27 protein-coding genes and 1 pseudogene are annotated in these 23,898 nt (G+C 71.8%); 10 read left to right on the top strand and 18 right to left on the bottom strand.

Features of this window, described 5'->3' with window-relative positions; translation table 11 throughout:
• Positions 1–50: 50 nt before the first annotated feature.
• Entirely contained in the window at positions 51–1,760 is a 1,710-nt protein-coding gene (locus RM812_RS35710; RefSeq protein ID WP_311582941.1) for a threonine/serine exporter family protein, read from the top strand.
• A 42-nt stretch (positions 1,761–1,802) separates the two neighbouring features.
• Here the strand turns inward: RM812_RS35710 and RM812_RS35705 are convergent, their stop codons facing one another.
• Positions 1,803–2,723, bottom strand: a complete 921-nt coding sequence (locus RM812_RS35705; RefSeq protein ID WP_311582938.1) for a DedA family protein — start codon at positions 2,721–2,723, stop codon at positions 1,803–1,805.
• Positions 2,724–2,858: 135 nt separating this feature from the next.
• Between RM812_RS35705 and RM812_RS35700 the strand changes: the two genes are divergently transcribed.
• The gene (locus RM812_RS35700) at positions 2,859–3,230 is read left to right on the top strand and encodes a YbjQ family protein (protein WP_311582977.1); all 372 of its coding nucleotides are present in this window, start codon (positions 2,859–2,861) and stop codon (positions 3,228–3,230) included.
• Here RM812_RS35700 and RM812_RS35695 read toward each other — a convergent pair.
• Positions 3,197–3,943: pseudogene (locus RM812_RS35695) on the bottom strand (MerR family transcriptional regulator); the annotation flags it as partial. The gene RM812_RS35700 and the pseudogene RM812_RS35695 sit on opposite strands and share 34 nt — an antisense overlap.
• A 239-nt stretch (positions 3,944–4,182) precedes the next feature.
• Between RM812_RS35695 and RM812_RS35690 the strand changes: the two are divergent.
• Positions 4,183–5,022 carry a CPBP family intramembrane glutamic endopeptidase gene (locus tag RM812_RS35690; protein ID WP_311582935.1) on the top strand — a complete coding sequence of 280 codons (840 nt, stop codon included), beginning with the start codon at positions 4,183–4,185 and terminating at the stop codon, positions 5,020–5,022.
• A gap of 183 nt (positions 5,023–5,205) precedes the next feature.
• On the opposite strand, the gene RM812_RS35685 is transcribed toward RM812_RS35690, so the two are convergent.
• The 6 genes from RM812_RS35685 to RM812_RS35660 form a co-directional block, all read right to left on the bottom strand.
• Positions 5,206–6,030: an SDR family NAD(P)-dependent oxidoreductase gene (locus RM812_RS35685; protein ID WP_311582932.1), complete on the bottom strand. Its 825-nt coding sequence runs from the start codon at positions 6,028–6,030 to the stop codon at positions 5,206–5,208.
• Entirely contained in the window at positions 6,027–6,269 is a 243-nt protein-coding gene (locus RM812_RS35680; RefSeq protein ID WP_311582929.1) for a hypothetical protein, read from the bottom strand. The genes RM812_RS35685 and RM812_RS35680 overlap by 4 nt, the downstream gene beginning before the upstream one ends.
• Before the next feature lie 104 nt (positions 6,270–6,373).
• Positions 6,374–6,979, bottom strand: a complete 606-nt coding sequence (locus tag RM812_RS35675) for a PadR family transcriptional regulator (RefSeq protein WP_311582926.1) — start codon at positions 6,977–6,979, stop codon at positions 6,374–6,376.
• Between the two features lie 10 nt (positions 6,980–6,989).
• The gene (locus tag RM812_RS35670; protein WP_311582923.1) at positions 6,990–7,535 is read right to left on the bottom strand and encodes a DinB family protein; all 546 of its coding nucleotides are present in this window, start codon (positions 7,533–7,535) and stop codon (positions 6,990–6,992) included.
• A gap of 183 nt (positions 7,536–7,718) precedes the next feature.
• Positions 7,719–9,179 carry an aldehyde dehydrogenase family protein gene (locus RM812_RS35665; RefSeq protein WP_311582920.1) on the bottom strand — a complete coding sequence of 487 codons (1,461 nt, stop codon included), beginning with the start codon at positions 9,177–9,179 and terminating at the stop codon, positions 7,719–7,721.
• Positions 9,180–9,253: 74 nt separating this feature from the next.
• A complete protein-coding gene (locus RM812_RS35660; RefSeq protein ID WP_311582975.1) occupies positions 9,254–10,078 on the bottom strand; it encodes a helix-turn-helix domain-containing protein in 825 nt (274 codons plus the stop codon).
• 376 nt (positions 10,079–10,454) lie between these two features.
• Between RM812_RS35660 and RM812_RS35655 the strand changes: the two genes are divergently transcribed.
• Positions 10,455–10,934, top strand: coding sequence for an ATP-binding protein (locus RM812_RS35655; protein ID WP_311582917.1), 480 nt, complete (start codon positions 10,455–10,457; stop codon positions 10,932–10,934).
• 51 nt (positions 10,935–10,985) lie between these two features.
• On the opposite strand, the gene RM812_RS35650 is transcribed toward RM812_RS35655, so the two are convergent.
• The 5 genes from RM812_RS35650 to rpmG form a co-directional block, all read right to left on the bottom strand.
• The gene (locus RM812_RS35650) at positions 10,986–11,255 is read right to left on the bottom strand and encodes a DUF397 domain-containing protein (RefSeq protein WP_217140750.1); all 270 of its coding nucleotides are present in this window, start codon (positions 11,253–11,255) and stop codon (positions 10,986–10,988) included.
• 300 nt (positions 11,256–11,555) lie between these two features.
• On the bottom strand, positions 11,556–11,789 hold the full coding sequence (gene rpsR, locus RM812_RS35645) for a 30S ribosomal protein S18 (RefSeq protein ID WP_311582911.1): 234 nt from the start codon (positions 11,787–11,789) through the stop codon (positions 11,556–11,558).
• Positions 11,790–11,791: 2 nt separating this feature from the next.
• Positions 11,792–12,979, bottom strand: a complete 1,188-nt coding sequence (locus tag RM812_RS35640) for a CobW family GTP-binding protein (protein ID WP_311582906.1) — start codon at positions 12,977–12,979, stop codon at positions 11,792–11,794.
• The gene (locus RM812_RS35635) at positions 12,976–13,230 is read right to left on the bottom strand and encodes a type B 50S ribosomal protein L31 (RefSeq protein WP_311582904.1); all 255 of its coding nucleotides are present in this window, start codon (positions 13,228–13,230) and stop codon (positions 12,976–12,978) included. Before RM812_RS35635 ends, RM812_RS35640 begins: the two co-directional genes overlap by 4 nt.
• A 6-nt stretch (positions 13,231–13,236) precedes the next feature.
• The gene (gene rpmG, locus RM812_RS35630) at positions 13,237–13,401 is read right to left on the bottom strand and encodes a 50S ribosomal protein L33 (protein WP_007451968.1); all 165 of its coding nucleotides are present in this window, start codon (positions 13,399–13,401) and stop codon (positions 13,237–13,239) included.
• Positions 13,402–13,473: 72 nt separating this feature from the next.
• Between rpmG and rpmB the strand changes: the two genes are divergently transcribed.
• From rpmB to RM812_RS35615, 3 genes are all read left to right on the top strand, one after another.
• The gene (rpmB, locus tag RM812_RS35625) at positions 13,474–13,710 is read left to right on the top strand and encodes a 50S ribosomal protein L28 (RefSeq protein ID WP_311582896.1); all 237 of its coding nucleotides are present in this window, start codon (positions 13,474–13,476) and stop codon (positions 13,708–13,710) included.
• A gap of 38 nt (positions 13,711–13,748) precedes the next feature.
• Complete coding sequence (gene rpsN / locus RM812_RS35620; RefSeq protein ID WP_311582893.1) at positions 13,749–14,054, top strand: 30S ribosomal protein S14; 306 nt, start codon at positions 13,749–13,751, stop codon at positions 14,052–14,054.
• A gap of 178 nt (positions 14,055–14,232) precedes the next feature.
• Positions 14,233–14,739 carry a hypothetical protein gene (locus RM812_RS35615; protein ID WP_311582890.1) on the top strand — a complete coding sequence of 169 codons (507 nt, stop codon included), beginning with the start codon at positions 14,233–14,235 and terminating at the stop codon, positions 14,737–14,739.
• A 39-nt stretch (positions 14,740–14,778) separates the two neighbouring features.
• Here RM812_RS35615 and RM812_RS35610 read toward each other — a convergent pair whose 3' ends face one another.
• Positions 14,779–15,972, bottom strand: coding sequence for a DUF2786 domain-containing protein (locus tag RM812_RS35610; RefSeq protein WP_311582888.1), 1,194 nt, complete (start codon positions 15,970–15,972; stop codon positions 14,779–14,781).
• An 85-nt stretch (positions 15,973–16,057) separates the two neighbouring features.
• Between RM812_RS35610 and RM812_RS35605 the strand changes: the two genes are divergently transcribed.
• The 3 genes from RM812_RS35605 to RM812_RS35595 all read left to right on the top strand — a co-directional run bounded on the left by RM812_RS35605 (position 16,058) and on the right by RM812_RS35595 (position 19,305).
• Positions 16,058–16,690, top strand: a complete 633-nt coding sequence (locus RM812_RS35605) for a LysE family translocator (RefSeq protein ID WP_311582885.1) — start codon at positions 16,058–16,060, stop codon at positions 16,688–16,690.
• Between the two features lie 69 nt (positions 16,691–16,759).
• On the top strand, positions 16,760–17,512 hold the full coding sequence (locus RM812_RS35600) for a Clp protease N-terminal domain-containing protein (protein WP_311582881.1): 753 nt from the start codon (positions 16,760–16,762) through the stop codon (positions 17,510–17,512).
• A gap of 104 nt (positions 17,513–17,616) precedes the next feature.
• Positions 17,617–19,305 (top strand): bifunctional 3'-5' exonuclease/DNA polymerase, encoded by a 1,689-nt coding sequence (locus RM812_RS35595; protein WP_311582878.1) that lies wholly within the window; start codon positions 17,617–17,619, stop codon positions 19,303–19,305.
• A gap of 124 nt (positions 19,306–19,429) precedes the next feature.
• Here the strand turns inward: RM812_RS35595 and RM812_RS35590 are convergent, their stop codons facing one another.
• The 4 genes from RM812_RS35590 to RM812_RS35575 form a co-directional block, all read right to left on the bottom strand.
• Entirely contained in the window at positions 19,430–20,083 is a 654-nt protein-coding gene (locus RM812_RS35590; RefSeq protein ID WP_311582875.1) for a response regulator transcription factor, read from the bottom strand.
• 4 nt (positions 20,084–20,087) lie between these two features.
• Positions 20,088–21,590 carry a sensor histidine kinase gene (locus RM812_RS35585; RefSeq protein WP_311582872.1) on the bottom strand — a complete coding sequence of 501 codons (1,503 nt, stop codon included), beginning with the start codon at positions 21,588–21,590 and terminating at the stop codon, positions 20,088–20,090.
• Positions 21,591–21,668: 78 nt separating this feature from the next.
• A complete protein-coding gene (locus RM812_RS35580) occupies positions 21,669–22,985 on the bottom strand; it encodes a Clp protease N-terminal domain-containing protein (protein WP_311582869.1) in 1,317 nt (438 codons plus the stop codon).
• A gap of 376 nt (positions 22,986–23,361) precedes the next feature.
• A complete protein-coding gene (locus RM812_RS35575) occupies positions 23,362–23,724 on the bottom strand; it encodes a DNA methyltransferase family protein (protein WP_311582866.1) in 363 nt (120 codons plus the stop codon).
• Positions 23,725–23,898 lie beyond the last annotated feature (174 nt).

Raw genomic sequence — 23,898 nt, 5'->3', positions numbered from 1 at the left:
ATACTGAGGGCTACAGGGGGGCCGTGCACGCACCAGGGAGCGCTACGCAAGTGACGGAGGCGGAGGACCACAAGCCGCAGACGGACGAGGCCCACAGTGCTTTCCGGCAGCCCAGCGGGATCGCGACACCGGCCGAGGGCGAGTCGTCGACGACGTCCGAGTTCGAGATCCCGCAGGGACTGGCCGTCCCCCGGCCCACCGCTACGGAGTCGGAGACCACCTCGGAGTTCGCGCTGCCCGAAGGGCTGGACGCGCCGTCGCCGCCCGCCGAGGGCGAGGGGTCGGCGTTCAGTACGCCGAGCACGTACAGCGCGTGGACCGCGCCGACCGCGTTCACGCCGGCGAGCGGCGTCCCGCTGGTGAGCCTGACCAAGGACGTGCCCTGGCAGGACCGGATGCGCGCGATGCTGCGCATGCCGGTGGCCGAGCGGCCCGCGCCCGAGACACCTCAGCGGCACGACGACGACACCGGCCCGGCCGTGCCGCGCGTGCTCGACCTGACCCTGCGTATCGGTGAGCTGCTGCTGGCGGGCGGTGAGGGCGCCGAGGACGTGGAGGCGGCGATGTTCGCCGTCTGCCGTTCCTACGGTCTGGACCGCTGCGAGCCGAACGTCACCTTCACCCTGCTGTCGATCTCCCACCAGCCGTCCCTGGTGGAGGACCCGGTGACGGCGTCGCGGACGGTGCGCCGCCGGGGCACCGACTACACGCGGCTCGCGGCCGTCTTCCAGCTCGTGGACGACCTCAGCGACCCGGAGGCGCACATCTCGCTGGAGGAGTCCTACCGGCGCCTCGCGGAGATCCGCCGCAACCGGCACCCGTACCCCACCTGGGTGCTGACCACGGCGAGCGGACTGCTCGCGGGCGGGGCCTCGCTGCTCGTCGGCGGTGACCTGATCGTCTTCGTCGCCGCCCTGCTCGGCGCGATGCTCGGCGACCGGCTGGCGTGGCTGTGCGCGGGCCGCGGGCTGCCCGAGTTCTACCAGTTCGCGGTGGCCGCGATGCCGCCGGCCGCGATGGGCATCGCGCTGACGCTGACGCACGTCGACGTGAAGGCGTCCGCGGTCATCACCGGTGGCCTCTTCGCGCTGCTGCCGGGGCGGGCGCTGGTCGCGGGGGTGCAGGACGGTCTGACCGGCTTCTACATCACCGCCGCCGCGCGCCTGCTGGAGGTCATGTACTTCTTCGTCAGCATCGTCGCCGGGGTGCTGGTGGTGCTGTACTTCGGCGTCCAGCTGGGCGCCAAGCTCAACCCGGACGCCGCGCTGGGCACGGGCGACCAGCCGATCGTGCAGATCCTCGCCTCGATGCTGCTGTCGCTGGCATTCGCGATCCTGCTCCAGCAGGAACGGTCCACCGTGCTTGCGGTGACCCTGAACGGGGGCGTCGCCTGGTGCGTGTACGGCGCCATGCACTACGCCGGCGACATCTCACCGGTGGCCTCCACGGCCGCCGCGGCGGGGCTGGTGGGCCTGTTCGGGCAGCTGATGTCCCGGTACCGGTTCGCGTCGGCGCTGCCGTACACGACCGCGGCGATCGGGCCGCTGCTGCCCGGTTCGGCGACGTACTTCGGGCTGCTGGCGATCGCGCAGAGCAAGGTCGACGCGGGGCTGCTGTCGCTGTCGAAGGCCGTGGCCCTCGCGATGGCCATCGCCATCGGGGTGAACCTCGGTGGAGAGATCTCCCGGCTGTTCCTGAAGGTGCCGGGGGCCGCGAGTGCCGCCGACAGGCGGGCGGCCAAGCGGACGCGGGGTTTCTAGCAGCCGCACGTCGACGCCGCCCCGCGCCCCTCGGCGCGCGTGTCAGTAGCCCTGGTTGTAGGGGTCCTGGCCGGTCTGCCCGCCGGGGTTCTGCGGGTACTGCTGGGCGTACGGCTGCTGCCGGCCGTAGTCCTGGTTGCCGTAGCCCTGGTTGCCGTAGTTCTGGTTGCCGTAGCCCTGGCCGTACTGCTGCTGGGGCTGCTGCGGCGTCTGCTGCTGGGGCTGCTGGTACGGGTCCACGCGGCGCAGCTGGGTCGTCGCGTCGTCCATGACCGGGTACTGGGGCTGCTGGAACTGCTGGGCCTGCTGCTGGGCCGCCGGCGGCTGCGGCTCGGCCGCGGCGCGCTTCTTCTTGCCGCGTTCGCGGAGGTACTCGATCGCGATCGGGACGACCGAGACCAGGACGATCAGGACGAGGATGGCCTCGACGTTGGTCCGGATGAACTCGATCTGGCCGAGCCAGTAGCCCGCGAGGGTGACGCCCGTGCCCCAGGCCACGCCGCCGATGACGTTGTACGTGAGGAAGGTGCGGTACTGCATGCGGCCGGCGCCCGCCACGATGGGGGCGAAGGTGCGCACGATCGGCACGAAGCGGGCCAGGACGATCGCCTTGGGGCCGTACTTCTCCATGAACTCGTGTGCCTTCTCCAGGTTCTCCTGTTTGAAGAGCTTGGAGTTGGGGCGGCTGAAGAGCTTGGGGCCGAAGAACTTGCCGATCATGTAGCCCACTTGGTCGCCGATGACCGCGGCCAGCACGATCAGGACGCACACCAGCCACAGCGGCTGGCTGATGTAGTCGCCCTGGGCGACGAAGAGGCCCGCGGTGAACAGCAGCGAGTCGCCGGGCAGGAACGCGAAGAGGCCGGACTCGGCGAAGACGATCAGCAGGATGCCGGGCAGACTGAAGGTCTCGATCAGATAGTCCGGGCTGATCCACTCGGGGCCGAGCGCAAGCGTGGTCACGGGATTGTGGCTCCTGCTGCTGGGGGGAGGCGGGCGGGACCTGACTGCCCAAACCTACAACGCAGCCGTGGCGTACCAGGTTCCACGGGGCGCCTCGGGGTGCACTGTGAGGTGGCCCGGGGAAACCTGAGAACCATGGGTATTGAAGAATACGGCGGCGGCCAGAGCCCTCAGCCCGAGGTGCTCGTCGTGACCACGAACGACCTGCCCGGCCACCGCGTGCAGGAGGTGCTCGGGGAGGTCTTCGGCCTGACCGTGCGTTCCCGGCACCTGGGGAGCCAGATCGGTGCCGGGCTGAAGTCGCTGGTCGGCGGTGAGCTGCGCGGTCTCACCAAGACGCTGGTCGAGACCCGCAACGAGGCCATGGCGCGGCTCGTGGAGCAGGCACGCGCGCGGGGGGCCAACGCGGTGCTGGCGTTCCGCTTCGACGTGACGGAGGCGGCGGACGTGGGTACCGAGGTGTGCGCGTACGGGACGGCGTTGGCGAGGATCGCGTCGCGCATGTAGGCGGCGAGGCCCGGCTTGGCCGCGTCGATGTTTCGCGTGAAACGTTCGTCCGAGACGTACATCTCACCCAGGCAGGTGTGCATCTCGTACCCGCAGTCGTAGTGGTTGCGGGCGATCCCCTGCCGGTGGTCCTCGGCGGTGTCCATGGCCGCCTCGGAGTCGGCGGGCTCACCGGCGTCCATCAGGGCGACGAAACGCCGGGTGAGCTCGTCGGCCTCGTTCTGGATGCGCTGCCAGTCCTCCTTGGTGTACGAGGCGGCCTTCTGCTGCGACTGGCGGTAGGCGTCGGTGTCGCCCCAGCGTTGCTGGACCTCCTCCTGGTGCTCGTCGGGGTCGAAGTCGCCGAAGACCTCGAACTTCTCCTCGGGCGTGAGGTTGATGCCCATGCTGCGTGCCTCCATGGCGTGCTCCACGGCCGCCGCCATCTTCCGCAGCTTCTCGATCCGGGCGGTCAGCAGCTCGTGCTGGCGGCGCAGGTGCGCGCGCGGGTCCGCGTCCGGGTCGTCGAGCAGGACGGCGACCTCGTCGAGCGGGAAGCCGAGCTCGCGGTAGAACAGGATCTGCTGCAGCCGGTCGAGGTCGGCGTCGCTGTAGCGCCGGTGGCCCGCGTGGCTGCGCGCGCTCGGGGCGAGCAGGCCGATGTCGTCGTAGTGGTGCAGGGTGCGCACCGTCACTCCGGCGAAGCCGGCCACCTGTCCCACGGAGTAGCTCACTTCCGCTCCCTTCTGTGACGCCCTCCACGCTGCCGCCTCACGTGACGTGAGGTTCAAGTCCGGACGTTCCGCGTGCCGCACCGTGCACGGCCCCGCCTTTCGCGGCGTCCGGCGCCCCGTGTCCCCCGTAGGAGCTACTCGGACTGTCCACTCGGGGGTGATTCGGGAACGTCGCCGCCTACGTAGCGTCCTTGGCAGGTCGCCGGAAGGTACGCGGCCGTTGCCATACGGAGGCCATCATGAGTACGACGCGCACCGCGCCGCCCCAGCCCACTCGCCGGGAGGGTGGCCGGTTCTTCCAGTCTCCCCTCGTCTGGATGCTGACCGGGATAGTGGGTGTGGGTGTGGCGTCCGGGCTGGTCTCGACAGGTGGGGTGGTCGCCGTCGTGGGTGCGGTCGTGGCGGTTGCCGTCTACTGGGCGGTCATGCGCTTCGTCGCCCGGCGGAGCATGCCGGAGATCGCGAAGTCGGGGGCCGTGACACAGGCGTTGTCCGGTGTCGCGATCGGCTTCGGGTTCATCACCGTGTCGATACTCATGCTCCTCACCGAGTTCTCGTTCACCGAACGGTCCGGTAGCGCCCTGTCGATCGTGGCGAGCATGGCCGCGATGTCGGTCGGCGCCGCCGTGACCGAGGAACTCCTCTTCCGCGGCCTCGCCCTCCAGGCGCTGGAGAAGCTGTGCGGCAGCTGGGCGGCTCTGGCGATCACCGCGGCCCTGTTCGGCGGCCTGCACCTGGCCAACCCGGATGCCACGCTGTGGAGTTCGACCGCGATCGCCATCGAGGCCGGCGTCCTCCTCGGTGCCGCGTTCCTGTGGACGCGCAACATCTGGTTCGTCGTGGGCCTGCACTTCGCCTGGAACACCACCCTGGGCCTGATCGGCATCCCGGTCTCCGGCCACGCGTCGGAGGGCCTGATGACCACCACCCCGTCCGGCCCCGACCTGCTGACCGGCGGAGAGTTCGGTCTGGAGGCGTCGATCGTGCCCGTCATCGTCAGCCTGCTGATCGCGATCCCCATGCTCATCGCCGCCCACCGGCGGGGCAACCTGGTGCCCATGCGCCGCAGCCACGGCTGAATCCCCGGCGCCCGCCCGGTCACGAGATCTCGCCCCCGTTCGCCATGTGAGCGGGGGCGAGATCCATTGGTCCGTGAGGACGTCACCGGCGCCCGGCGCCCGGCGCGTCAGCGGGCAGGCCCGCGACCGCGTAGGCGCACAAGCGGCGTGGCCACGTCCGCCACGTCTCCTCCCCCCCTCACGTCACCGGCTGGATCGCGCAGGAGACAGGCGGCCGGGGTCGAAGACACGGGCCGCCATCAGCGCGTTACGGCGCCGGCTCATGAACCGGGCGATGAGTGCGCCGAGTTGGCTGAAGCGCCCGTCGATGACGGTCGGCCCGGGGTTGCGGCGTTCGAGGTGGCGCAGCGCGGTGGCGACGACGTCCTCGGGCTTACGCAGCTTCCCGGCGGTCAGTACCGCGGCATCCGGACCCATCCCGGCGGTGAAGTCGGTGGCCGTGGCACCGGGGGCGACGGCGAACGCGGTCAGGCCCGTGCCACGCAACTCGGTCCACAGCGATTCGGTGAAGCTGAGCATGAACGCTTTCGTGGCGCCGTAGACGGCCATCCGGGGAGACGGGAAGTAGGCGGAGACGCTGGAGAGGTTGATGATGAAGCCGTTGCCCGCGTCCCGGATCTGGGGCAGGAACGCCGCGGTCAGCTGCACCGGCGCCAGGGCGCCCACCGCGATCTCGGCGGTGATCTGTCCCGGGTCCGTACCGGGGAACAGGGCGAACGAGCCGGCCCCGGCATTGTTGATCAGGCTCGTGACACGCAGGCCCCGGTCGGCGACCTCCCGGTGAAGATCGCGTGCGGCGTCCGGGTGGGAGAGGTCGGCCGGGATCGCCTCGATCTCGGCACCGGTGGTGCGGCGTAGCGTGTCCGCCATCGAGGCCAGCCGTTCGGCGCGCCGGGCGACGAGCACGAGGTTCGCACCGCGTGCGGCCAGGGCTTCGGCGAAGGCGGCTCCGATTCCGGAGCTGGCCCCGGTGAGCAGGACGGTCTGTGCGCGGTAGTCGACGGTCATGTGACCAGCCAACGGTACGTCGGCGATCCCGTCCAAGACCCGTTCCGCACCCCGTCATGCAGAAGAGGCATCACGGAGCGACGCGCGACCAGGTCGATCAGGCGGGGCGGTCGAGGAGTCCCACCGCGGACTTGACGGATCGGCCTCGTCGACGGGACGACAACGATGGCGCTGCCGTCGGCGATGGCTTCGAGCTTGTCGTCGTGGATGTCGGCGGCGGTGACCGACTTCTTGATCACAGCGCCGCACCACCGGCACCGGGCCGTGGAGTTCAACGGGTTCTGCCGACGCGTCTCCGGCGCAGGACACCAGTGAGGATCCTGCCCGTGGGGGCGCCCGCCCCCTACGGGTGATCCTGCCGGTCCGCCAGCACGCCGACGAACGGCTCGCCCTCTCCGGCGAAGGTGTACGCACCGCCCCGGATGCGCTCGATGAGCGCGCGGGTCCACTCCGCGCCGGTGTCGGCCGAGTGCACCCAGAGGTTCATGATCTCGCCGATGTGGCCGAGCTGACCGGGCCCGTCCTCGGGCGTGTAGTACTCGGTGACGGCCTTGCGCCACTCCCCGATGGCCCGGATCCGCTCCTCCAGGAGGGCGAGCACCTCCTCGCGCCCGAGGTCGACCATCAGGCCGAGCCCGGCGGAGAGCACGTCCGGCTTCTGGTCGTAGGCGGTGAGGGACTTGCGGAGCAGGGCGAAGTACTCCTCGACGCCCTCGTCGGTGATCTCGTACTCGGTGCGCGGCGGGCCGCCGGCGGTCGACGGGGCGATCTCGTGCGCGTGCAGCAGGCCCTGTTTCGCCATCTGCTTCAGCGCGTGGTAGATCGAGCCGGGCTTGGCGTTGGACCACTCGTGCGCGCCCCAGTACTCCAGGTCGTTGCGCACCTGGTAGCCGTGGGCCCGCCCGTGCTGGCGGACCGCGCCGAGCACCAGGAGACGGATCACTGACATGGGGTCCAGGTTAGGCCTGGACGCTCTGCTCCCTCGCCACCAGGTCCCAGGCCGAGGCGCCGTCCAGGGACTCGCGGATGACGTCGGCGTGGCCGGCGTGCCGGGCCGTCTCACGGATCAGGTGCAGGCACAGCCAGCGCATGGAGACCCGCTCGTCCGGCGGGAACCAGGGGTCGTTCGGCAGCGGGAAGGTGTCGTCCAGGCTGGGTACCGAGCGGATGAACGCCTCCGTCCCGGCGGCGACCTCCTCCCAGTACGCCAGTTGCGAGGCGACCGTCTCGTCACCCACGAGCCGGAAGCACTCGTGCCAGTTCGACTCGTCCCGCTTGACGGCCGGCGCCTCCTGCCGGGCGCGGGCGATCCAGGTCTGCTCGACCTCGGCGGCGTGCTTGAGCAGTCCGGCCAGGGACAGCTCGCTGGCGCTCGGGCGGGAGTTCGCCTGCTCCTCCGTCAGCCCCAGCACCGACCGGCGGATGCCGCCGCGCTGCTCGGCGAGGAAGGACAGCAGTGCTCCGCGCTCGTCGCCCTGCGCTTCGGCTCGCACGTGAGTGACCATGACCGGCCGCCTTTCGTCGGTTCCAGCTTCCGTTTCGGCTTGGATTTCGTCCGATTCGGATGCGGAAGGGGGCTTTCTCGCCCTTCCTTCTCTGACACCGACGACGCTACGGGCCCTTGCGGTCAGCTTCTGTCCGCAAGGGCCCTGGGGGTTCCGGCGCGATCCGGAAGGCCTGGAGAAGGCCTAGAAGGGGAATCCGCTCCGGCCGTGCTGCACCGAGATCCACTTCTGCGTGGTGAAGGCGTCCAGCATCGTGTCACCGTTCAGGCGGCCGATGCCGGAGTGCTTCTCGCCGCCGAAGGGCACGATCGGCTCGTCGTGCACGGTGCCGTCGTTCACGTGGAACATGCCGGTGTCGATCTGCTTGGCGAAGTTGACGCCGCGCTCGACGTCACCGGTGTGCACGGCGCCGCTCAGGCCGTACGGGGTGTCGTTGACGAGGCGCACGGCCTCCTCCTCGCCGTCGAACGGGACGAGGAAGGCGACCGGGCCGAAGACCTCCTGCCGCAGCAGCGCGGAGTCGGCGGGCAGGCCGGTCAGGACCGACGGTTCGACCAGGTTGTCCGTGGTCGTGCCACGCACCAGGGCGGTCGCGCCCTCGGCGATGGCCTGCTCGACGACGGCGGAGAGGGCGTCCGCCTGCTGGGAGTTGATCACCGGGCCGATGACGGTCGACGGGTCCCGCGGGTCACCGGCCTTGAGCGACCTGACCTTGGCGACGAACTTCTCGGTGAACTCGTCGGCGACCGAGCGGTCGACCAGGACGCGGTTGGTGGCCATGCAGACCTGACCCTGGTGGACGTACCGGCTGAAGACGGCGGCGTCGACCGCGTAGTCGACGTCGGCGTCGTCGAGCACGACCAGGGCGCTGTTGCCGCCGAGCTCCAGGACCGAGCGCTTGAAGTGGGCGGCGCAGACCGTGGCCACATGGCGGCCGACCTGGTCGGAGCCGGTGAAGGAGATCACCTTCGGGACCGGGTGCTCCAGGAAGGCGTCTCCTATCTCCGCGATGTCGGTGACCACCACGTTGAGCAGGCCGCCCGGCAGTCCGGCGTCCTCCAGGATCTTCGCGACCAGGGTGCCGCCGACGATCGGCGTGTTCTGGTGCGGCTTGAGGACCACGGCGTTGCCGAGGGCGAGCGCCGGGGCGACCGACTTGAGGGAGAGGAGGAACGGGAAGTTGAAGGGGCTGATGACGCCCACGACGCCGACCGGCACGCGGTAGACGCGGTTCTCCTTGCCGTCGACCGGCGACGGGATGATCCGGCCCTCGGGCCGCAGCGCCAGGTGGACCGCCTCGCGCAGGAACTCCTTGGCGAGGTGCAGCTCGAAGGCCGCCTTCAGGCGCGTGCCACCGAGCTCGGCGACGATCGCCTCACTGATCTCCGCCTCGCGCTCCTCGACGAGCCGCAGCGCCTTCTCGAACACCGCGCGACGCGTGTACGGGTTGGTCGCCGCCCACTGCCTCTGCGCGCGCTCGGCCGCCCGGTACGCGGCGTCGACCTCGTCGACCGTGGCGATCGTGATCGAGGCCAGCTTCTCGTTGTCGTACGGGTTGAAGTCGATGATGTCCCAGGAGCCGGTGCCCGGGCGCCACTCGCCGTCGATGTACTGCTGCGCGAGGTCGGTGAAGTACGACGACATGTGATCCCTCAATCCCCTAGCTGCCGCAGCCGCCGCGAGCGTGCCGCCTGATGGTGCGTCATCGTACTTATGTTTCAGGAGAGTTGGAGGAGGCCCCGCAGAAGGTCACGGCTCTCGTCCGGGCCCGGACTGTCCTGCTGAAGCTCCTTCAGTGCCGTCTCGTACTGGGTGACGTCCTCGTGCTTGTCCAGGTACAGCGCACTGGTGAGCTGCTCCAGGTACACCACGTCCGACAGGTCGGATTCGGGGAAGCTCAGGATCGTGAACGCGCCACTCTCGCCGGAGTGCCCGCCGAAGCCGAAGGGCATGATCTGCAGCCGGACGTTGGGGCGTTCGGACATCTCGATCAGGTGCTGGAGCTGGCCGCGCATCACCTCGCGGTCGCCGTAGGGGCGGCGCAGCGCGGCCTCGTCCAGGACGATGTGGAACTCGGGCGCGTTCTCCGCGACGAGGTGCTTCTGCCGCTCGAGGCGCAGCGCCACCCGCCGCTCGACGTCCGCCTCGCCGGCGCCCTTCATGCCGCGCCGGACGACCGCACGGGCGTACTCCTCGGTCTGCAGCAGGCCGTGCACGAACTGCACCTCGTACACACGGATCAGCGAGGCCGCGCCCTCCAGGCCCACATAGGTGGGGAACCAACTGGGCAGCACGTCCGAGTAACTGTGCCACCAGCCCGCGACGTTGGCCTCCTTGGCCAGGGAGAGAAGGGAGGCGCGCTCCTGCTCGTCCGTGATGCCGTACAACGTCAGCAGGTCCTCGACGTCCCTCGTCTTGAAGCTCACCCGGCCCAACTCCATCCGGCTGATCTTCGATTCCGAGGCGCGGATCGAGTAGCCCGCCGCCTCGCGCGTGATCCCCCGCGTCTCACGCAGACGCCTGAGTTGTGATCCGAGCAGCATGCGCCGCACCACCGATCCGGGCTCTCCCGCGCTCACTTCGCCAGCCTCCCCAACCGTCTCCAGGGGCCGAAGTCTGCCACTAAAACACTCCGAGCAGTACTCGTCCGGTTACGGAAACGGAATCGAGCCATCGGGAAAGCGCGGGCCCCTGCACGGAGAGAGCGGAAAGCGGACGCCGAGCGAGGTGGAGGCGAGGCGAAGATGACGGAAAAATTGACCAACAAGCGGTACGGGCAGGTCCATTTCGGTCACGTGCACGTGCATCTGCCCTTGCATCTGCGGTACGCATCCGAAACCATGGTCCCGCACCACCGCGCCGCATCGCTATGACCGCGAATTCCCGGGAGTGCCTCGCATGGGGACGAATGGATCGACCATGCTCGAGCCGTTACGGCAGGGCCTTCCGCCACTCGACCCCGCGGCCGTGTCCAACGCCGCCTCCTGTGCCCTGCCGCCCCGTTACGAAGCGGTGCGCGAGGCCCGGCGGTTCACCCGCAGGACACTCGACGGCTGGGACACGGGCGACCGCTTCGACGACGTGTGCCTGGTGGTCTCCGAACTCGTCACCAACGCCCTGCGGCACGCGCTGCCGGCGAACACCCCGCGCCACGCGGACCAGAACGGCCCCGTCCGGCTGCATCTGATGCGCTGGACCGAGCGGCTGGTGTGCGCGGTGCGCGATCCCAGTCACGACAGCCCGGTGGCCCGCGAGACGGACGACTTCTCGGCGGAGTCGGGCCGGGGCCTGTTCCTCGTCGACTCGTTCAGCGACAGCTGGGGCTGGCACCCGCTCGCCGGGACGCTCAACGGCAAGGTGGTCTGGGCGCTCTTCCGGCTCCGACAGCCCGACGAATGAACCCGGCACGGTGACGAACCGCGGCGCTTTTGCGCGCCGCGGTTCTCCGTGTCAGCTCGCGACCAGGTGGTCGAACTCGCCGTCCTTGACGCCCAGCAGCATGGCCTCGATCTCGGCGCGCGTGTAGACGAGCGCGGGACCGTCGGGAAAGCGGGAGTTGCGCACCGCCACGGCTCCGTCGGGCAGCCGCGCGAACTCCACGCAGGAGCCCTGCGAATTGCTGTGCCGGCTCTTCTGCCAGGCCACGTCGTGCAACTGCGTGGCGGCCATGCCGTTGTACACGCCGGACGCGTCGTCAACGTCGTACACGTCGTGGTCCACAGGTCGCTCCCCGGTGGTGCACTGGCTGATGTGGCCATTGATGCAGTGGTCAACTGATCCGGATCATAACCCTGTTCACGTGCGGATGCAGGAGCAAATGCACGTGCACGCGCGGTGCTCCCTCGGTTACAGCTTTGACGACCGCTTTACCGAGCCTTGCCTTCTTTGACGCCCACTCCGAAGAACCCGTTCCCGCTTGTGCCCCTGGATTCGGCGAGTATGCGACAGAACCGGGGGCCCGCTCCCACGAGCGGGCCCCCGGTTCGGCACCGACCTGCGGCGCACCGCGTACGGCGCGGATCAGCGCGCGGTGTACGGCAGGAGCGCCATCTCCCGCGCGTTCTTGATCGCCCTGGCCAACTGCCGCTGCTGCTGGGACGACACACGGGTGACCCGACGGCTGCGGATCTTGCCGCGGTCGGAGACGAACTTCCGCAACAGCTCGGTGTCCTTGTAGTCGACGTACGTCACTTCGGCCTGGTCCAGCGGGTTGGGCCGTTGCCTGACGGGCTTGCGGTCGCTCGGGCGGGGCATGGTCAGACCTCCAGCAGGGTGTCGAAGACGGGCGGCAGTCGCTGCCAGGCGGCCGGTCCGGCGGCGTACTCGGCATCGGTCAGCAGGCAGGACTCCAGGAGCCGTTCCAGGCCGTCGCGGTCGAGGCCGGGGGACGTGAAGACCAGGTGCTGGCAGCGGTCGCCGTGCTCCGGGTGCCAGTCCAGTGCGGCGGCGGCCCGGCGCACCGGCGGGACCAGGTCCCAGGCGGCGTCGGGGAGCGAGGCGAGCCACGGCCCCGCGCTCTCCACGCACAGGGCTCCGCCGGCGGCGTCCCAGTGCAGCAGCGTGTCCGCCTTGTCGGCGAGCCAGAACCGGCCCCGGCTGCGGGCCGCGGCACAGGTCAGGTCCTCCAGCGCCGCGTACAGCCGCTCCGGGTGGAAGGGGCGGCGCCGGTGCCAGACGAGGGTGGCGACGCCGTGCGCGTCGGCCTCGGTGGGCAGCAGGGCGCAGGCCGGGTGCTGGGCCGCCGCCGCGGCCTCCACGTCGAAGCCGGCGAGGGCGGCCCGCGCGAGGTCCTCTCGCGCCCCGCCCGCCGGGTCGCCGTGGCCGATCGGGACCTGGCGGGCCGTCGGGTGCAGCTGGGCCAGCAGCTCGCGGTCCTCGTCGTCGGCCACCGGGGAGTCGGCGCCGGAGCCCGCGGCGGAGTCGGCGACGGCCAGGACGGGCGCGTACTCCAGCTGCCGCGCGAAGGTGTCGGCGACGGTGCGCTGGTCGGTGGCCGCGGCGGCGAGACCCCGCTCGCCGAGGTCGTCGCCGTTGCCGAGGTACGGCAGCACCAGCGCCGGGTCGACGGCGGTGATCACACCGGTGACGGTGAAGCCGCCGGCCGTCACCACCTCCGCCATCGCCTTGGGCTCGACGGAGTCCCACAGCTCGACGACGGCCAGCGGGGTGCCGCCGGCGTCCGCGATCCGTTCCAGCTCGGGGACGAGGTCCTCGCGCAGGGCGCAGCACGCGCAGTCGTTGACCAGGGGCGCCTCACCGGCGGACAGGACGCCGGTGGCGTCCCGGACGGTCCGCACGACCGTGCCCGCGGGGGCCGTCGCCAGGTCGTGGTGGAGGACGACGCTGCCGGGCACATCGGCCAGCAGCCGGGCGACGGCGGCCCTGCGGGCGTCCACGTGCAACCCGCCGACGATCGCCACCGGCAGGGAGCCCGGCGAGCTCATGCCCCGCCTCCCTTCCCGTACCGCCGCTCGAAGCGCTCCACGCGTCCGGCGGTGTCCAGCACGCGGGCGGTGCCGGTGTAGAAGGGGTGGCTGACGTTCGAGATCTCGACGTCGACGACCGGGTAGGTGTTGCCGTCCTCCCACTCGATCGTGCGCTCGCTGGTCATGGTCGAGCGGGTGAGGAAGGCGTGCTTCGCGGCGCGGTCACGGAAGACGACCGGACGGTACTCGGGGTGGATTGCCTTGCGCATGGCGGGTCAGCGCTCCTCTCGGAAGTCGACGTGGCGGCCGGCCATCGGGTCGTACTTGCGCAGCACGAGCCGGTCCGGGTCGTTGCGGCGGTTCTTGCGGGTGACGTAGGTGTAGCCGGTCCCGGCGGTGGACCGGAGTTTGATGACCGGGCGGAGTTCGTTGCGTGCCATGCTGGTATCTTACTGAAAATGAATTCCATTAACAGTAGCGCTCGTCGCGTCTGAAGGAGAGGTACGTCACCCGTGTCCGCCCACTGCATGCTGACCGGCGCCCGACCCGGCTTCGGCAACCGCGTTTCCCACTCCCACCGGCGGACCTCCCGCCGTTTCGACCCCAACATCCAGACCAAGCGCTACTGGCTGCCGAGCGAGAGCCGGCACGTGCGGCTGCGGCTGAGCGTGAAGGGGATCAAGACGGTCGACGCGATCGGCGTCGAGGCGGCCGTGGCGCGCATCCGCGCGCGCGGGGTGAAGGTCTGAGGGGTCGAGGGTCGAGGTTCTGAGGGGTTGAGGGTCTGATGGCGAAGAAGAGCAAGATCGCGAAGAACGAGCAACGGCAGGAGACCGTCGCGCGGTACGCCGCGCGCCGGGCCGAGTTGAAGGAGATCGTCCGCCGCCCGTCCTCGACGGAGGCCGAACGGCTCGCCGCCCAGCGGGAACTGCGCCGGCAGCCCCGGGACGCGAGCCCCACGCGCGTACGCAACCGCGACCAGGTCGACGGGCGCCCGCGCGGCTACCTCCGCGTCTTCGGGCTGTCCCGGGTGAACCTGCGCGAGCAGGCGCACGCCGGGCATCTGCCGGGTGTTCGCAAGTCGTCCTGGTAGCTTGCGGCTGTCTTGGCCGACCCGGCCGTCCGGCTACAGCTTGGGGCTTGCGGTGACGTGGGTGATTGCGGCGAGTACGGCGAGTACGGCGGACGTGGCGAGCCGGGCCGGCGGGGTGAGTACGGCCGGCCCGCGTGGGCGGGGCCCACGGGGGCGGGGGTCCGCGCGGACCGCGTTCGTGACGCTCGGGCTGGTGGGCGCGCTGGCGCTGACCGCGTGCACCGACGGGAGTGACTCCGACGACGGCGGCTCGGCCGACGGCGACAGGTCCTCGGCCGCTCCCGGCGCGTCGGCGAACGCTTCGGCGAGCGCGTCCGCGAGCACGGGCACGGGCACGGGCACGGACAAGGGCGGCTCGTCCGCGGCCGCCGGCGGGTTGGAGGGCAGTTGGCTGACCACCACCGGCGGCGACGCCGTCGCACTGATGGTCACCGGCGACAAGGCCGCCCTCTTCGCCACGGGCGGCACCGTGTGCAGCGGCACCACGGGCGAGGAGTCCGGCACCCGGACGATCCGCCTGAAGTGCACCGACGGCAGCGACGACCGGGCTTCGGGCACCGTCGCGTCGGTCGACGGGACGTCGCTCACGGTGAAGTGGCAGGGCGACCTCGGCGAGGAGACGTACACCAGGTCCGAGGGCGGGTCGCTGCCGCCCGGACTGCCGACGGAGGGTCTCGGCTCCTGAGCTCCTCCACGCGCCGCGTCCGCACCGGGCGCCCGGCGGCTACGGCAGTGGCCGCCGACGGCCCACCCGGGCTCGGTCGGCCGCGCGGGTGCCCTCCGTCCAGCCCGCCGCGTCGCCCGCACCGCGCAGGCGGGTCGTGGTCGTCTCCGGGAACAGGCGCTCCAGGCGTTCGGTGACCGCCACCTCGCGGGAGGCCAGGACCGGCAGGAGGTCCACGTCCGTCTCCGTGCCGGTCTCGGCGGTGGCCGCTTCCGCCACCGCCCGGAGCCGGGTGCCCGCGCGGTGGGCGTAGGCGGCGAGGAACGACTGACGGAAGGTCTTGGTCCGCTTGCGTCCGCCCGCACGCTGGGCGGCCTCCGCCTTCGTCATCGCGGCCTCGGCCTGCACCAGCAGCGAGGTGTAGAGGAGCTCGACCGCCTCCAGGTCGGCTTCGAAGCCGACGACGGTGGAGAAGCCGAGAGGTTCGTTCCACACGGCCCGGCAGTGGTTGGCGTCGGCCACCGCGTCCAGCAGGACCGCCTTGGCCTGCTCGTACGGCGGCTCCACCCCGATCCGGCAGGCGCCGGGGGCGTCGGGCGAGGGCGCGTGGGCCGACAGCAGCGCCTCGTCGATGCTGTGCCGGGCCATCAGCTCCTGCGCCTTGGCGCTGAGCGCCTCCGCCTCCTCCGGGTACCCGGTCGCCTCCGCCTTGGCGAGCAGCGCGCGGATGCGGACGAGAGCGCGGGACTCCGGCCTGCTCTCCCGGCGAGGATCCCCCGCCCTCCCCGGCTGCCCCGCCTTCCGCGACTCCCCCGACGCCCCCGACGCCCCCGACGCCCCCGACTCCAGGGGTTCCAGCGAGGGCAGGCGCAGCAACAGGCGGTACAGCTCCAGCACGGCGGTGGCGTGCGAGAAGCGGTCCGTGCGGGGCGCCGCCGTCCCCTCTGGCACGTCGTCGAGCTGCGCGGCCCAGCGGGGACCGCGTGGGCGGTCGTCCGGTGCCTGGGCACGGATCAGCGCCGCCACCAGCCGTACGTGGACGTCGTCCAGTTCGCGCCGCACGATCCGTACGAGGTCGGCGGGCTGCCAGCCGCGCCGCCAGGCCGTGGCCACGAACTCCTCGCCACGCCGGCTCAGTTCCGCGTCCGCCGCCGGGTCGGCCGCGAGCAGCGAGGCGGCGGCGTCGAGGGCGGCGTCGGCGGCGTCGTACAGGGCGGTCTCGAAGGCACGGTCGACGGTGCTGGGCGTACTCACCCGGCGATGGTGCCACGATCCCCCGGTCCGTCTCACTCCGCGGAATTCGGCCAGGCCACGCCGTCCGGCGTGGACCATGACGCGCATGGTGGACATGACTCCCTACGCGGCGTTCCTCGTCGCCGCCTTCGCGCTGTGCGTCACCCCGGGCCCCGACATGATGTTCATCGTGGCGATGGGCGGGCGGGGCGGCCCGACGGCGGGCGTGATGGCCGCGTTCGGGGTGGCCTGCGCGATGCTGGTGCACGCGGTCGCCGCGGCGCTCGGGCTGTCGGCCCTCTTCACGACGCTGCCCACGCTGTACCACGTGCTGCGCTGGGCGGGCGCGGCCTATCTGCTGTACCTGGCGGTGAAGGCCTTCCGGGACCGCTCGGTGCCGGGTGAGGAGGACGCGGCGCCCCGGGGCGCGGGAATGCGGCGGGCCTTCTGGCAGGGCGCGATCACCAACCTGCTCAATCCCAAGGTGATCCTCTTCAACGTGGCGTTCCTGCCGCAGTTCGTCGCCCCCTCGCTCGGGCACGTCCCCGGCCAGCTGCTGCTGCTCGGCGGCACGCTCGTGGTGATGGGCTTCCTGTGGGACGCCTTCGTGGGGCTGCTCTCCGGGCGGCTGGCGGGCCTCCTCAGGCGCAGCGCCCGGGTGAACCGCTGGCTCAACATCGTCTCGGGGACGGTGTTCACGGGGTTGGCGGTGCGGTTGGTGGTGGCGTCGCCGAAGTAGCCGCGAGACCCGCCGACCGGGCGTCAACCACCAGTTGACACCCCCTGGGGCGCAACCTACGGTTGACACATGACGACGAACCCGAGCATCACGTCATCCGTACGTCTCGACGAACTCATCACCGCGATCAAGAAGGTGCACGCGGAGCCCCTCGAACAGCTCCAGGACGCGGTCATCGCGGGCGAGCACCTCGGCGAGGTGGCCGATCACCTCATCGGCCACTTCGTGGACCAGGCCCGGCGTTCGGGTGCTTCCTGGACGGACATCGGCAAGAGCATGGGCGTCACCCGGCAGGCGGCGCAGAAGCGCTTCGTCCCCAAGGAGTCGGCCGACCTGGACGCGAGCCAGGGCTTCAGCCGCTACACGCCCCGCGCGCGCAACGTCGTGATGGCCGCCCACCATGCGGCCAAGACCGCCGGCAACGCCGAGGGCCTGCCCGAGCACCTCGTCCTCGGCCTGATCACCGAGGGCGAGAGCCTCTCCGCCAAGGCGATCGCCGCGCAGGGCGTGACCCTCGACGCGGTCCGCGAGGCGGCGACCTCGGCGCTTCCGCCGGCAGCCGCCGAGGTCCCGGAGCTGGTGCCCTACGGCCCCGCCGCCAAGAAGGTCCTCGAGCTCACCTTCCGCGAGGCCCTTCGCCTCGGCCACAACTACATCGGCACGGAGCACATCCTGCTCGCCCTGCTGGAGCACGAGCACGGCGAGGGCGTCCTCAGCGGGCTCGGCCTCGACAAGGAGGCCACCGAGCGGTACGTCACCGAGGCGCTGGCCAAGTTCCTGAAGGTGACCGAGGAGACGGGGACCGGGCAGGAAGAGGGCTGAGGCCCCGCTCGCGGCGAGGGCCGCTGTCGGACGCTGTTGCCGGCCGCCGCTGTCGGAGGCCGCTGTCGGAGGCCGTTGTCAGACCCTCCTGCGACACTCGCGTCATGGCCGACCGGTGGGCGCTCGCCGTGGCCGAGGACGGTGGCGTGGACGTCGCCCCCCTCGGCCCCGACGGGCTGCCCGCCGGCCCGGTGCGCCGGGAGGCCGGTCTCGCCGAGGCGGTGCGGAGCAGGCCGGATGTCACGCGCTGGGTGTGGCGGTCCACCGCCGAGGTCCACCCGCGCCTGCTAGCCGCGGGGGTGCGAGTGGAGCGGTGCTACGACGTGGAGGCCGCCGAGACCCTCCTGCTCGGCCACGAGGGGCGGTACGGGCAGCCGCGCTCGGCCGCCGCGGCCCTGGCCCGGCTGCGCGGCGGACCCGTACCGCCCGATCCGCCGCAGCGGTCCGCCGAACCGGGCGCGCAGTCCCCGCTCTTCGAACCGCAGGGCGTCCACCTGCCCCTGGACGACCTGCTCGCCGTCTACGCCGAACAGCAGCGCCGCCACGACCGGTCCGCGCACCCCGACCGGCTGCGGCTGCTGACGGCGGCCGAGTCGGCGGGGATGCTGGTGGCCGCCGAACTGAACCGCACGGGGCTGCCCTGGCGGGCCGACGTGCACCGCGAGGTCCTGCACGACCTGCTCGGCGAGCGGTATGCGGGCGGTGGCGAGCCGCGCCGCCTGGCCGAGCTGGCGGAGGAGGTGTCCGCGGCGTTCGGCCGCCGGGTGCGGCCCGACCTGCCCGCGGACGTCGTCAAGGCGTTCGCGCAGGCCGGGATCAAGGTCGGCTCCACCCGCCGGTGGGAGCTCGAGTCGGTCGACCACCCGGCCGTGAAGCCGCTGATCGAGTACAAGAAGCTGTACCGGATCTGGGTCGCCCACGGCTGGTCCTGGTTGCAGGACTGGGTGCGCGACGGACGGTTCCGCCCCGAGTTCCTGGCCGGCGGCACCGTCACCGGGCGCTGGGTGACCAACGGCGGGGGCGGGCTGCAGATACCCAAGGTCATCCGGCGGGCCGTCGTCGCGGACCCGGGCTGGCGGCTGGTGGTCGCGGACGCCGACCAGATGGAGCCGCGCGTGCTGGCGGCGATCTCCCGCGACCCCGGACTGATGGAGGTCGCCGGACGGGAGACCGACCTCTACCAGTCGGTGTCCGACCGCGCCTTCTCCGGCGACCGCGCCCAGGCCAAGCTCGCCGTGCTCGGCGCGGTCTACGGCCAGACCTCCGGCGACGGCCTGAAGAACCTCGCCGCGCTCAGACGCAGGTTCCCCAGGGCGGTGGCGTACGTCGACGACGCGGCCCGCGCGGGCGAGGAGGGCCGGCTCGTACGGACCTGGCTGGGGCGTACCTGCCCGCCCGCGGCCGGCGCGGCCGACGGCGCCGAGGAGGCGGGGCTGCCGCAGGACGAGCCCTCCGAGGCCCCGGGCCCGCAGGAGTGGGTGCCCGGCTACGCCTCCACCAACGCCCGCGCGCGTGGCCGCTTCGCCCGCAACTTCGTCGTCCAGGGCAGCGCCGCCGACTGGGCCCTGCTGCTGCTCGCCGCGCTGCGGCAGGCCTGTGCGGACAAGGCGGCGGAGCTGGTCTTCTTCCAGCACGACGAGGTGATCGTGCACTGTCCCGAAGAGGAGGCCGACGCCGTCGTCGCCGCGATCCGGGAGGCGGCGGAGCTGGCGGGACGGCTGACGTTCGGCCGGACGCCGGTGCGGTTCCCGTTCACGACGGCGGTGGTGCGGTGCTATGCGGACGCGAAGTGACCGTCGGGCGGTGAAACCCGCGGTGGCGCTGCCGGGCCGGGAAGGGAACCGGCGGGCGGTGGTCCTGTGCGCACAGGAAGGGAACCGGCGGGCGCTGAAACCGCGGTGGCGCTGCGGGGGCGGGTCAACGGTCGGTGAGCAGCCCCGCGTCGTGCGCGAGGACGGCGGCCTGTACGCGGTTGGCGCAGCCGGTACGGGTGAGGATCCGGCTGATGTGCGCCTTGACGGTGCCGGCACTCAGGTACAGCTCCTCGGCGATCTCCGCGTTGGACAGGCCCGTACCGAGCAGCCGCAGCACATCCCGTTCGGCCGGGGTCAGCTCTTCGGTCCTGCGCAGGGCGGCCTCCGTGTCCCGGCCGGACCGCACGTGCCGTTCCAGCAGTTGCCGGGTGATCCGGGGTGCCAGTACCGGTTCGCCCCTGGCGGCGAGCTGCACGGCGCGTATCAGGTCGGCGGGACCGGTGTCCTTGAGGAGGAAACCGCTCGCCCCGGCCCGCAGGGCGCGTGTCACACTCGCCTCCTCGCCGAACGCCGTCAGCATCACGACACAGGTGCGGGGCGAGAGCCGGGCGATGTCCTCGGCGGCGGCGATTCCGTCACGGGTCGGCATCTGGATGTCGAGCAGGGCGACATCGATGTCCTGGGTGCGGCAGGCCGCGACCGCCTCCCGGCCGTCGCCTGCCTCGGCGACCACCTCGATGTCCTCGGCGTTCTCCAGGATCAGCCGGATCCCCACGCGCATCAGCGCCTCGTCGTCGGCGACCAGGACTCGGATCATCAGCTCATCCTAGAGCCGCCATCGTCAGCAGTACGACGAGGAAGCCCGCCGTCGGCAGGATCACGAGCAGCGCCGCGCAGCCCGATCCCAGGACGCGCGGCCAGGTCAGGATCTCGTCGGGCAGCGGGGCACGGGCCCCTTGCGGTCCGGGACGGCCGGGGTGTCCGGCACCACCGGGGTGGTCGACGCGGCCCGCCGGAATGCGAGTCGTGCCCGGTGCGGCGCCTTCGAGGGGACGGTTACCCTGGGTGGGCAGCCAGGCGGCCATGCGGAACCCACCGTTCGTCAGGGCGCCCGCCTCGAACGTCCCGCCGAGCAACGCGATCCGCTCGTGACAGCCGGCCAGCCCGCTGTGGGTCCCCCCGAGGGATGGACCCGCAGCGCGCGGTGCCTCGTTGGTGACGGACACCTCGACCCCGCGGTCCGTGCCCCTGACCTCCACTCGGGTGGGCGCGCCGGAAGCGTGTTTCAGCACGTTCGTCAGCCCCTCGCGGACCACCCGGTGGATCGCCTGCCGTGTGCGGAGCCCCACCTCGACCGTGTCGGGCACGGCCCAGTCCAGCTGGACGGCGCTGCCCGTCTGCCGGGACTCCGCCACCAGGGCGGTGATGTCCTCCCGCGTTCCCCACTCGTCCCCGGCCCGGTCCGCCGGGTCCGTCAGGTCCGCGTGGCGCAGGACCCCGAGGACTTCGCGGAGTTCCTCCATCGCCGTACCGGCGGTCGTACGCAGCAGCTCGGTCTGCGCGACGAGGGCCGGCGCCTGCCGCGCGGCGGCGAACTCGAGTGCCCCGGCGTGCACCGAGATCAGGCTCAGCCGGTGGCCCAGGAGATCGTGCATCTCACCCGCGATCCGGTTCCGTTCCTCCATCCGGGCCGCCGCGGCGGTCAGCGTGCGGGCCTGCTCCAGATAGGCGTTGCGCTCCCGCAGCAGGCTGACCAGGGGCCGCCGACGCCCCAGCAGGGTCCCGGCGAAGGCGGGGAGCAGCAGGAGCAGCACCACGGAGAGCGCGTTGCCCGCCAGCACTACCGGCAGGGCGTCGGACCGGACCAGGGCACCGACGACGGTCAGGACACCGACGACGGCACAGCCGACTCCCACGACCTGCCACGCACGCCGCGGCGGTGCGATACGGCGGGTGGCGGACAGCACGATCAGCGGCGGCACCGCCAGCGTCCACACGTTGTCGCCCACGACCAGCAAGGAGGCGCCCAGGACCGCCGCGACCGGCCACCCGCGTCGCACGGGGACGAGCAGCGCCGCCCACAACGCCTCCAGCACCGCCGGCACCGGCCGCTCCAGGGCCACCAGGAGCAGCGGGACCAGGCCGAAGGCCGCCGCCAGGACGCAGAGCAGTGCCTCGACGACGACCGTACGGCGCCCCGCGGCACGCGCCGCGGCCCAGCCCTCGGCCACCTCGCGGCGGGCCGACCCCGGCACACCGGTCGGCGTGTGTCCCCACCGTCCGGACGGGCACGGCTGCCGTGCGTCCTCGGACAACCGACTCATGACCAACTCCTGCCCGCCACCGTGCGTTTCCGGGGAGGAACGGTAGCCGCGCCGGTCGCCACAGGCGTGCCCCGGGGGTCACACGGCCGCCCGGAGGGCAGGCTCCGCCCGCAACGCGGCCACATCCACCCGCCCGGCGGCCAGCAGCCGTACCACCGTGCCGCCGGATCCGGCGTCCCCGTCCGTCACCGGCTCGTCGAGCAGCGCGGACAGCAGGTGCACCGTACCGACCGTGGCCGAACCGTGCTTGGCGGCGGTCAGCCGCGCGACGGCCTTGATCCGGTCGGCGGCGGCGGACAACCGCGAAGGGTCGCCGTCGCGGTCGCCGCCATCACTGCCGTCGCCGCCGGGGACGCCGGGGACGCCGGGGACGCCGGGGACGCCGGGGACGCCGGGGACGCCGGGGACGCCGGGTGATTCGGCGGACGGGATCGCCGCGGCCGAAGAGACGAGAGCATCCTGCCGCACGCCGTGCCGGCGCAGCAGCTCCGGAGCAGCGTTGGCGTCCGCCAGACTCGCGGGAAGCGAGCGCCCGGCGACGTACAGGGCCCGGTCCAGGGCCAGGATCCCCAACAGCAGATCCACCGGCTCCGCCGCGAGGCGCCCGCACCGTACCGCTTGCCGAACGGCCTCGACGGACACCGCGAACAGAACCGGTGAGCCGTCCTGGCCGGCCCCGGAGGTCCACGAAGTCAGCGCCCGCGTCAGACGGTTACCGCTCCTGCCCAACGTTCCGGCGCGGCGGAGCAGGGTGACGCCGCGGGACTCCACCCCCTCGGTCCCCGCCGCGGCGTCGGCGTCCAGCCGGTCGAGCGCGGTCGCCGCGGCGGCCGGGTCCAGCCGCTGCAGCAGCAGGGCTTCACCCGCCCTGCTGTCCGGCACCTCCAGCAGGGCACGGGCGACGTGCCGGCAACGCACCGAGATCGTCCCCTCGGCACGGGCCGCCCGGAGCGCGAGCAGCAGGCAGGCGCGCATCGCACCGGTCATCCGGGACGGCACCCGCCCGCTCTCCGGGGCCGATCCGCGCCAACCGAGGCCATGACGCCACCACGCCTCGCGCCAGGCGGCGTCGACCTCTGCCTCGTCGCCCTGCCGATCGGCCGCGACCGGCGCACCGTGCACCTCGTCGTCCCTCGCCCAGCCCCGGCCCGCGTGCCCCCGGATCACGCCGCTGAGCGCACCGGCCTTCCGCATCCCCGGGGCGATCGCCGCCCCCGCGTCCGTGTCCCCCATCACGAGCTCCCCCAGCAGGGTGTCCGTCCCCACGGCCGGCAACTCGCTCCCGTCGGCACGGCGCAGCGTCTGCACGAGCAGTTCCATGACGTCCGGCTCGAACTCGGTGGTCGCCCCGACCGCGGCCTCCGGATGGGCTCCCGTCGTCCCTCGCTGCTCCATCGAACGATCTCCTCCCAGCGCGTCGGTCTCCTCCGGACGACGCTAGGCACCCCCTCCCCACCACCGCGTCGGCCGACCGGCCACACCCGGCGTCCGATCGGCTCACCGCACCCGAACGGGAAGCGCCGAGCGGACGGATCACGAGCAGGGGGAGCGAAAAAGACCCGCAGGCCAGAAGAATCTGACCTACGGGTCTCCAGTGGAGCCGCCTTCGGGATTCGAACCCGAGACCTACGCATTACGAGGGCCTGCAAGATCATCCCGGGTGGTGCTGGGCGGTGCCGCAGAATCCCGTTTCCCCAGGTCAGAGACCTACGCCCTGCAACCCAAGTGCCGCCCAATCCACCCTGTCCCACCCAGTCCGCTCACGCACCGCTCACGCAATGCCGTCGCCCCGGGCAGTCGGGCTGAGCTGCTTCTGGAGCTCCTCGATCCGGCTGCTCGTAGCAGCAGCACGCTGCTGCTGGCGGCGGAGCTGCTCCTTCGCCTTGGTCAGCTCGGCAACGACACGTGCCTGCTCCACCTCACTCCGGGCTGCCTCCACGCCATCGTCGGCCGTGAGGGAGCCGACACCAGCACCAGGATCCAGAACGCGGATCGTCTCAGACGCTTCCAACCTGGCGAGGGAGGCGATGAAGTCCGCAGCGGGGGCAGGGGTGAAGTACTGACCGAGCTTCGCACGCTGCTTAGCGTCCAACGCCGAGGACGATTCCTGCCTGCGCGCTTCCGTGCGGATCACAAGATCCGTTACCGCTGATGGTGCTCCTGTTGCCATAGACACAGCCTCTAGTAGGGCTTGGTCATGTTGGTGCGGGGTCTGGCATGTCGCGGTGACAGGTGGGGCAGGCGCCGGTCCAGGTCGCGAGGAGTATCTGCAGCTCGCGGACGACTCGGTAGAGGCTCAGGCCGACGC

It is taken from the genome of Streptomyces lancefieldiae (assembly GCF_031845825.1).
Taxonomy (GTDB): Bacteria; Actinomycetota; Actinomycetes; order Streptomycetales; family Streptomycetaceae; genus Streptomyces; species Streptomyces lancefieldiae.
Note: the sequence above shows the minus strand (reverse complement) of the source record. Positions and strands in the feature narration are given on the sequence as shown.